The sequence below is a fragment of the Colwellia polaris genome (assembly GCF_002104515.1).
Lineage (GTDB): Bacteria > Pseudomonadota > Gammaproteobacteria > Enterobacterales > Alteromonadaceae > Cognaticolwellia > Cognaticolwellia polaris.
In genome coordinates, this window is sequence record NZ_NBOE01000019.1 from 22208 (window position 1) to 30954 (window position 8747).

Sequence of the window (8747 nt, forward strand, 5' to 3'; positions counted from 1 at the left end):
TGTGGGCCAACTTATAATGTAAGTTGATAGAAGGAAATGGGGTTCCTATAAATATTCAGAGAGAAAGGTAACAACACCTATTCAAAGCATTAAGGGCACAAGAATTTTCATTAGGGAAGTAAAATTCATGTGGTAGTCCAAAAAACAAGTGTATTCTAGTCCGATGAGTCTCGTTGTTCAAACGAAAATAAATTATATTTATCATTAGAAAAACTAATGCGAAAGGGTAGATTTAAAAATAAAAAATTATATCATCCTGATTTAACATTCTCTATCTATGGCTATATTTACTGTTATTTAAGCTAGTTAAACTTTTTAACCGAACAATTTAATCTACCGTTTTTATAATAGGTAACTCTTTTAGTCTTGATAAATTAAGCAAAATAAATAACCACTTTCATAAATGCGAAAAGTTAATTTACGGCGTAGATAAAAGTTAAAACAATCTACTTTGTGAAAAAACTTAAAAAATATGTAGAATCAGTTCATTTTAGTTTTGATTAACCAATTCATATAAACCGCAACAAAGTTAATTTTTGTTGAATTTGTTACAAAGAAACCATCTTAGCCCTTGTTACCCGTGAGCTTTATCTATTATGATAAGCATCTGAAATTTTATATCAAAATAACTAGAATATATTAAATGTCATTACTTAATTTTCAACACAAGGTTCGGGTTTATTATGAAGATACCGATGCTGGTGGAATTGTCTATTATGCGAACTATTTAAAATTTCTTGAGCGCGCAAGAACAGAATGGTTGCGTGAACTTGGTATTAATCAATCAATCTTTTTAGAACAAAACATCGGCTTTGTGGTCACAAAGGTTACGATGGAAAATAAAGCATCAGCAAAACTTGATGATTTATTAACAATTACCAGCACAATTAAACGTTTAAAATCTGCAAGTTTGATTTTTACGCAGGAAATTGTGAATCAAAATAACATGGTATTATGCACAGCTGAAATCAAAGTCGCCTGTGTTAATTTATCTATTGCTAAACCCTGTATTATTCCAAACAGCATATTAGGAGCATTAAAACGTGTCAGCTGAGATTTCATTTTTTGATTTATTTTTAGAAGCTAGTTTATTGGTTCAACTGGTAATGTTGACACTATTAGGTTTTTCAATTGCCTCGTGGACCATGATATTTCAACGCCGTAAAGTATTAATAGCAGCAAGAGCTCAATTACAAAACTTTGAAGATAAGTTTTGGAGTGGTGCTGATTTAAGCAAGTTATACAGTGAAGTGTCAGCCAAAGAAAATGTTGACGGTATTGAAAATCTTTTTGTCTCGGGTTTTCGAGAATTTGCACGTTTGCGTAAATCTCACGCTTATGCTCCACAAGTTATTGTTGATGGTACCCACAGAGCAATGCGAGTGGCTTTATCTCGCGAGGTCGATAGCTTAGAAACTCACCTACCTTTCATGGCAACCGTAGGCTCAATAAGTCCTTATATTGGTTTGTTTGGTACTGTTTGGGGCATCATGAACTCATTTATTGCTTTAGGTGCTGTTGAACAAGCAACATTAGCTATGGTTGCACCTGGTATTGCTGAAGCTCTCATTGCAACTGCCATGGGATTATTTGCCGCTATTCCGGCCGTAATGGCATTTAACCGTTTCAGTCATAACGTTGAAAAACTTGAAAATAGTTATGGCAACTTTATGGAAGAGTTTTCAAGTATTTTACAACGTCAAACAGCGACAGAGCAAAACGGCTAAGGCAGGTAGTTAACTATGTATAATCGAGTTAGGCGCCGCAAGGTAGCAGAGATAAATGTAGTACCTTATATTGACGTAATGTTAGTGTTATTGATTATTTTTATGGTAACAGCACCATTAATAACCCAGGGCGTTAAAGTAGATTTGCCACAAGCAGATGCTGAACCTTTAAGTAAAGATATGAAACCACCTTTAGTAGCGTCAGTTGATGCAAAAGGCAATTATTACTTAGCTGTAGGTATTAGTAAGAATGAAGCAATGTCAGCAGAGGAGGTTGCTAATTTAGTTGCCGAGCATTTAAAAACTGCACCAGACACACCGGTTGTCGTTAATGGTGATGGTGGCGTTTCTTACGACGCTGTTATTCAGTTAATGGTGTTATTGCAAAAAGTAGCAGGTGTTCCATCTGTTGGTTTAATGACTGACAGCCCGGAGAGTAAGTAGTGCTTCTAAAGGATTCAACCCCATTAGTACTGAGTGTAACTATTCATGTAGGATTGGCTGTGGTGTTATTATGGGGGGATTTTTCAACGCCACCTAAACCAACACCAAGTGCTGTGCAAATTGAGCCAATTCAAGCGGTTATTGTAGAAAAAAGTACAATAGATGCACAAATCAATAAAATCAAAAAGCAAGAGGCAGATAAGGTACGCAAGCGTAAAGAGCTTGAGGAAAGTATTGCCGCGGCTAAAAGAAAAAAATTAAACGAAGAAAAGCGTATTAAAACGCTTGAGCGTGAACGTAAGAAAAAAGCACAAGAGAAAAAAGCGGCAGATATTGCCGCGAAAAAAGCTAAAGCCAATGCCGCCGATAAGTTACGAAAGCAAAAAGAGCGAGAGAAAAAGCAGGCAGAAGAAGCCGCAGCTGCTGCAAAAGCAAAAAAAATAAGAGAAGAAAAAGCGGCTAAAAAGGCTGAAGAACTACGTAAAAAGAAAGCCGCAGAAAAAAAACGTCAAGAACAAGAAAGACGCGAAAGAGCAGCACAACAAGAATTGATAGAGCAGCAAATGGCCGAGGAAATGGCAAGTCGTCAGCAAGCTCGTCGTCAGCAAATGATGACAGAAATAGGTCGATTCACAGCATTAATTACACAGACTATCAAACGTAATTTAATTACCGATCGCAGTACAATGGAAGGTAAGTCTTGTAAATTAACCATAAGTCTTGCACCATCAGGGTTTGTTACTAATGTTGTTACCGGTTCGGGTGATAGAAGAGTTTGCGAAGCAGCAAAAACAGCAGTCTATAAAGCGGGCACTTTGCCTGTTTCTAAAGACCCTGAAATATTTCGAGAAATGAGAACAATTAGTTTAACGGTAGCACCAGACAAATTTAATTAAGCTTTTGTATAAATTAGGAAAATAATCAACTCTATGAAAAAAGTAACTCTATTTTTACTCTTCTTCGCTGCTTTGTTGTCAAAACAAGCATTAGCAACCCTAGAAATTGTTATAACTGAAGGGGTAGATAGTGCACGGCCAATTGCAGTGATACCTTTCAAATGGACAGGTGTTGGTGTAATGCCGGAGCGTTTATCAAAAGTAATCAGTGATGATTTACTGCGCAGTGGTAAGTTTAATCCTATTAACGAGTCACGTTTTCCGCAATCTCCGCATGATGATAGCCAAATTGATTATGCTGCTTGGGCAAGTGAAGGGGTTGAAGCAATTGTTATTGGTGAGGTAAGTGAGGCATCAATCGGGCGCTACGAAATCAAATATCAGCTTGTTGATGTTATTCGTGGTCAAGTAACCGGTGGCGAAACGCAAATGCTAAGCAATGGCAAGTTAGTCGGCACCTCTGATCATGTGTTAGATGAAAGTACCGTTGAAGTTGGCGCTGATCAATTTCGTCGTTATGCTCACCGTATTAGCGATGTTGTTTATGAAAAGTTAACCGGGACACGCGGAGCATTCTTAACGAAAATTTCTTATGTTATTGTTCGTGATGAAGGTGAGTACCCTTATCAATTAGTGGTAGCAGACTATGACGGTTTTAATGAACATGTTTTATTAAGTTCAAGAGAGCCATTAATGTCACCTTCTTGGCATCCGAGTGGTAACCAGTTAGCTTATGTAACATTTGAAAACAGACAAGCACAAATTCATATTATTGACATATACTCAGGACAGCGTAATTTAATAAGTTCATTTGAAGGGATTAACAGTGCGCCTAAGTGGTCACCTGATGGCAAAAGTTTAGCTATGGTACTATCTAAAGATGGTAATCCAGAGCTCTATGTTATGAATGTTGCTACTAAAAAGTTGCGCCGAATAACACGTCATCGAGCTATTGATACAGAACCAAGCTGGACACCCGATGGTAAGTCATTAATATTTAGTTCAGAGCGTGGTGGAAGGGCACAGTTATATCGCGTAAATTTAGTCGATGGCAAAGTAAGAAGACTCACTTTTGATGGTGAAATGAATTTAGGCGGTTCATTAACACCTGACGGCCGACAATTAGTGATGGTAAATCGTACACGCGGCAAGTATCATTTAGCAAAACAAGAATTTGATTCAGGGATTTTCCAAGTGTTAACATCAACACGTTTGGATGAATCACCAAGTATTTCACCTAACGGTGGTATGATTATCTATAGTACTTTACATAATAATCGTCAGGTACTAAGTTTAGTTTCCGTAGATGGAAGGTTTAAGGCAAGATTGCCAGCACTAAATGGCGAAGTGAAGTCACCTTCATGGTCACCATTTTTATAATAATTATAAGTAACTTTAATTTATATCATAAGGACACATAAAATGCGCTTTAATAAAACAGTAAAAGCTCTAGCAGTTGTTTTACCTATCATGGCTCTATCGGCTTGTAGTTCATCTGACATGGCAAGTGAAGACACTAGTGCAATGCAGAAAAATCAAGCTGAAATGGCAGAACAAAAAGCTCGTGAAGAAGCAGAGCGAGTAAAAGTTGAAGCAATGCAACGCGCTAACGCTATTGAAGCTAAAAAACGTCAAGAAATTGAAAGATTACGTTCAGAACATATCGTTTACTTTGATTTCGATAAGTCATCAGTAAGTGGTGATTTTGCTGCTATTCTTGAAGCACATGCAAAATTTCTTAACGAAAACTCAAATGTAAATGTATTAATTGAAGGTCATGCTGATGAGCGTGGTACTCCAGAGTACAACATTGCATTAGGCGAGCGTCGTGCAAAAGCGATTGAAACATTTTTAGAGAATATGGGCGTTTCAGCTTCACAACTTAGCACTGTTAGCTACGGTGAAGAAAAGCCTATGGTTAAAGATCGTAGCGAAGGCGCGTTTGCTAAAAACCGCCGTGCTGTATTAGTCTACTAATCAGGTAATTAAATGAAACCCAATAGTATACTATTCGGGATGTCGTTTGCTGTTGCTGCCAATTTGGCAGTAGCAGCAGAACCTGCTCCTGTTATTGAAATTAATTCAGGCACAACTACAACAAGTAGTGCCAACTCAAGCTTAAGTGATCAGCTTGTTAGCCTTGAACGCAAGCTCGACGCGCGTAACCGTGCTCAAGTCAATGTTCAGCAACAACTCGATGAATTACAAAATGAAGTTAATGAACTTCGAGGCATCACTGAGTTACACACCTATCAGCTAAGTCAAGTACTTGACCGACAACGTGAGTTGTATCAAGAACTCGATCGCAGAGTTTCTGAAGCCCTAAAACCAGCGAATCAACCTCCAGCGACAGTTGCTGCTCCCTCTGCAGGCACAGGTCAGATAAATTACAGTAATAATTTAACTGAAAACGAAGCCTATGATCGTGCGGTAAATATGGTGTTAAAAGATAAACGTTATGAGCAAGCTATCCCAGAGTTTGAAGCGTTTAATCAAAGATACCCTAACTCAAGTTACGCTGCTAATGCACATTATTGGCTCGGCCAGTTATTATTTAATAAAGGTGAGTTAGGTAAAGCTCGTCAAGAATTTAATGCGGTAGTTAATAATTACCCTGATTCAAGCAAACGAAGCGACGCAATGTTGAAGCTTGCCATGGTTGAGCAAAAAGAAAATAGCCCAGGTAAAGCGGTTGCGATCTACAAGAAACTCATTGCAGAGTATCCTAATTCGAGTGCAGCAAAACTGGCACAACCAAGATTAAAAAGTTTAAAACCATAATTATTGATGATAACTTGCACGCTTTGCTGACTTTTTGTTCGAACAGACAATAAAGTTGGAAAAAGGGGAAGATTGTTGTTGCACTTAAAAAAATTATGAGTATTATATGCCCCGCGTTGACCGAGTAGGCCAGCGCAGAACAAATACCGGTCGTTAGCTCAGTTGGTAGAGCAGTTGGCTTTTAACCAATTTGTCGAAGGTTCAAATCCTTCACGACCGACCACTTTTACCAAAGTAGTGTTGGGTATTTGTTTTAAGAAGTATATATCGGTCGTTAGCTCAGTTGGTAGAGCAGTTGGCTTTTAACCAATTTGTCGAAGGTTCAAATCCTTCACGACCGACCACTTTTTCTTTAACTCTAATGTAAAGATAAAGTGTTGTTGATATAACGCCTTGTTATTTCAATTCAAAAATTAAAAGTAGTTATTCGGTCGTTAGCTCAGTTGGTAGAGCAGTTGGCTTTTAACCAATTTGTCGAAGGTTCAAATCCTTCACGACCGACCACTTTTAATTTACAATTCTATCTTCGCCATACCGATATAAATTATTTTCTTAAACTGTATTTTTTCTAGTTTTAACACCCTTAATTAAACTTATTATTAGTTAGCTTAATCCGATCTACGCTTGTACATATTCATAGTACACTTTTGTTCATCTATACCTTATAATTCTCACGTTTTTAGGTACTCATTGAGATCACATATGACCCAAGCAAATTTAGCCGTTAACTTCGACTTTCAATTTCCAGCAAAACCTACACCGTTAAATGCTGTAGAACGCGAAGAGTATAAAGCGCGTATTAAAGTATTATTGAAAGAAAAAAATGCGGTACTAGTCGCGCATTACTACACTGATCCTGAGATTCAAGCGTTAGCTGAAGAAACAGGAGGCTGTGTTGCTGATTCATTAGAAATGGCAAGGTTTGGAAATAATCATCCTGCAGATACGCTTATTGTCGCTGGTGTTCGCTTTATGGGCGAAACTGCTAAAGTACTGACTCCTGAAAAAACAGTAATTATGCCGACATTGGAAGCTACATGTTCGCTTGACCTAGGCTGCCCAATTGAAGAGTTTCATGCTTTTTGTGATCAGCACCCAGACAGAACAGTGGTTGTATATGCAAATACCTCTACAGCAGTGAAAGCTCGCGCTGATTGGATAGTAACGTCATCATGTGCACTAGAAATCGTTGAGCATCTTGATGATTTAGGTGAAAAAATTATTTGGGGCCCGGATCGTCATCTTGGTGCATACATAGAAAAGCAAACGGGTGCTGATATGTTAATGTGGCAAGGCGCTTGTATAGTTCATGATGAATTTAAAACCAAAGCGTTAATTGATATGAAAACACTTCATCCTGATGCTGCTGTACTAGTTCATCCTGAATCACCTGCGGAAATTATAGACCTAGCAGACTCTGTAGGATCTACCAGCCAACTTATCAAAGCAGCGCAAGCGCTACCAAATAAAAAATTCATTGTTGCTACAGATCGCGGTATTTTTTATAAAATGCAGCAACTATGTCCTGATAAAGAATTCTTTGAAGCACCAACAGCTGGTGAAGGAGCAACATGTAAAAGTTGTGCTCATTGCCCTTGGATGGCGATGAATGGTTTAAAAGAGATTGAGGAAGCACTTTTAAATCCAACAGGTCGTGAAGTATTTGTTGATATGAACCTACGTACTGGCGCATTAAAATCTCTTGATCGTATGTTAAATTTTAACGCTGAAATACAAAAGAATAAGTAAAACTTCAATCAGTTGCTTGTTAAGTAAGCAACTACTTATCCTTTAGGTAAATTAAGTTGCGTTATGAAGATTATTTTCCTAACATAGCGCAGCTTAGAGCTTAGAGCTTAGAGCTTAGAGATAAAAGGTGAGGTGTCCGAGTGGCCGCCAAAGTTGCATTGACACGCCCCCGTGCTCATCGGCTTAAAACCAGATTGTGTAGAATGCACGTTAACAATTCAAAATTTTTAATGGTGAGGTGTCCGAGTGGCCGAAGGAGCACGCCTGGAAAGTGTGTAAGGCGCAAGCCTTCGAGGGTTCGAATCCCTCCCTCACCGCCATATTATAAGCAATTCATATATTGCCAAGCAAAGCCGCTAGTTATCTAGCGGCTTTTTTTGTGGCCAGAATATAAAAATAACTTATCAAAGGATCGCTTGTATTATTTATAAATATGTAATGGATGCGTACTTTTATTGTAATGAACATATATAACGCTGTGCTTATTGAAATGTAACTACCGAGCACGAAGCGTTTATCATTAACTAAACGTTTTAATGAAGGAAGTGTCAATCGCAATAAATATAAACAGTATTAAATGGCGCCTAAATCCATTTATTAAGTAAAACAGCTCAAATACTTAAGTTAATTTAATTGTATGGGTAAAATATAGCTACTAAAGTTAAGCTATAGACTTAAGTGAAACTCCTTATTGTTAAGTCTTTAGTATGACTTTATATACTTTATGATGCATATTTGCTCACCTTGTACAATTAAAAAGCAAACAAACACTTTTATGCAATTTAATGACAATTAGCGGTTGACGTGAGGTCAAAAATCTCTAAAATGCGCTCCACTTCTTCGGGACAAGTCGAAGAGGTTGTTTTAATGAGTTATCTAGCGCGGTTTAGGCTAAATTAGTTAACTTAACGTTTTAAAGGTTCGTTTCGAAAGTTTTAAAAACTTTTAAAATAAATTCAAATAAAACGTTGACATTGAAACAGAGTTGCGTAGAATGCGCATCTCGCTTCAGGCAAGGCCTGCAGCAACGCGGTTTAACAACGAATGAGCTTGTTAACTCGCGCCGAATAAAACGTTCATCCATGAACGAATCGGCATACCTACTTCGTGTAGGCATCTTTAACAATTAGTTATCATGCAATTTGTGTGG

The 8747-nt window shown here is 37.8% G+C and carries 8 protein-coding genes and 4 tRNA genes; all 12 read left to right on the forward strand.

The window, feature by feature from the left end; genetic code table 11:
- Window positions 1-643: 643 nt before the first annotated feature.
- The 12 genes from ybgC (at window position 644) to B6A32_RS18840 (ending at window position 7917) form a co-directional block, all read left to right on the forward strand.
- Window positions 644-1054, forward strand: coding sequence for a tol-pal system-associated acyl-CoA thioesterase (gene ybgC, locus B6A32_RS18785; protein WP_085306457.1), 411 nt, complete (start codon window positions 644-646; stop codon window positions 1052-1054).
- The gene (gene tolQ, locus B6A32_RS18790) at window positions 1044-1727 is read left to right on the forward strand and encodes a protein TolQ (protein ID WP_085306458.1); all 684 of its coding nucleotides are present in this window, start codon (window positions 1044-1046) and stop codon (window positions 1725-1727) included. The genes ybgC and tolQ overlap by 11 nt, the downstream gene beginning before the upstream one ends.
- A 15-nt stretch (window positions 1728-1742) precedes the next feature.
- Window positions 1743-2171, forward strand: coding sequence for a protein TolR (gene tolR, locus B6A32_RS18795; protein WP_085306459.1), 429 nt, complete (start codon window positions 1743-1745; stop codon window positions 2169-2171).
- Entirely contained in the window at window positions 2171-3067 is an 897-nt protein-coding gene (gene tolA / locus B6A32_RS18800; RefSeq protein WP_085306460.1) for a cell envelope integrity protein TolA, read from the forward strand. Before tolR ends, tolA begins: the two co-directional genes overlap by 1 nt.
- Before the next feature lie 33 nt (window positions 3068-3100).
- The gene (tolB, locus tag B6A32_RS18805; protein WP_085306461.1) at window positions 3101-4447 is read left to right on the forward strand and encodes a Tol-Pal system beta propeller repeat protein TolB; all 1347 of its coding nucleotides are present in this window, start codon (window positions 3101-3103) and stop codon (window positions 4445-4447) included.
- A 42-nt stretch (window positions 4448-4489) separates the two neighbouring features.
- Window positions 4490-5044: a peptidoglycan-associated lipoprotein Pal gene (gene pal / locus B6A32_RS18810; RefSeq protein WP_085306462.1), complete on the forward strand. Its 555-nt coding sequence runs from the start codon at window positions 4490-4492 to the stop codon at window positions 5042-5044.
- Window positions 5045-5056: 12 nt separating this feature from the next.
- Window positions 5057-5848, forward strand: a complete 792-nt coding sequence (ybgF, locus tag B6A32_RS18815) for a tol-pal system protein YbgF (protein WP_085306463.1) — start codon at window positions 5057-5059, stop codon at window positions 5846-5848.
- Between the two features lie 147 nt (window positions 5849-5995).
- Window positions 5996-6071, forward strand: a tRNA-Lys gene (locus B6A32_RS18820).
- Between the two features lie 45 nt (window positions 6072-6116).
- Window positions 6117-6192, forward strand: a tRNA-Lys gene (locus tag B6A32_RS18825).
- An 84-nt stretch (window positions 6193-6276) separates the two neighbouring features.
- A tRNA-Lys gene (locus B6A32_RS18830) sits at window positions 6277-6352 on the forward strand.
- Between the two features lie 198 nt (window positions 6353-6550).
- The gene (gene nadA / locus B6A32_RS18835; protein WP_085306464.1) at window positions 6551-7597 is read left to right on the forward strand and encodes a quinolinate synthase NadA; all 1047 of its coding nucleotides are present in this window, start codon (window positions 6551-6553) and stop codon (window positions 7595-7597) included.
- Window positions 7598-7829: 232 nt separating this feature from the next.
- Window positions 7830-7917, forward strand: a tRNA-Ser gene (locus B6A32_RS18840).
- Window positions 7918-8747: the final 830 nt, after the last annotated feature.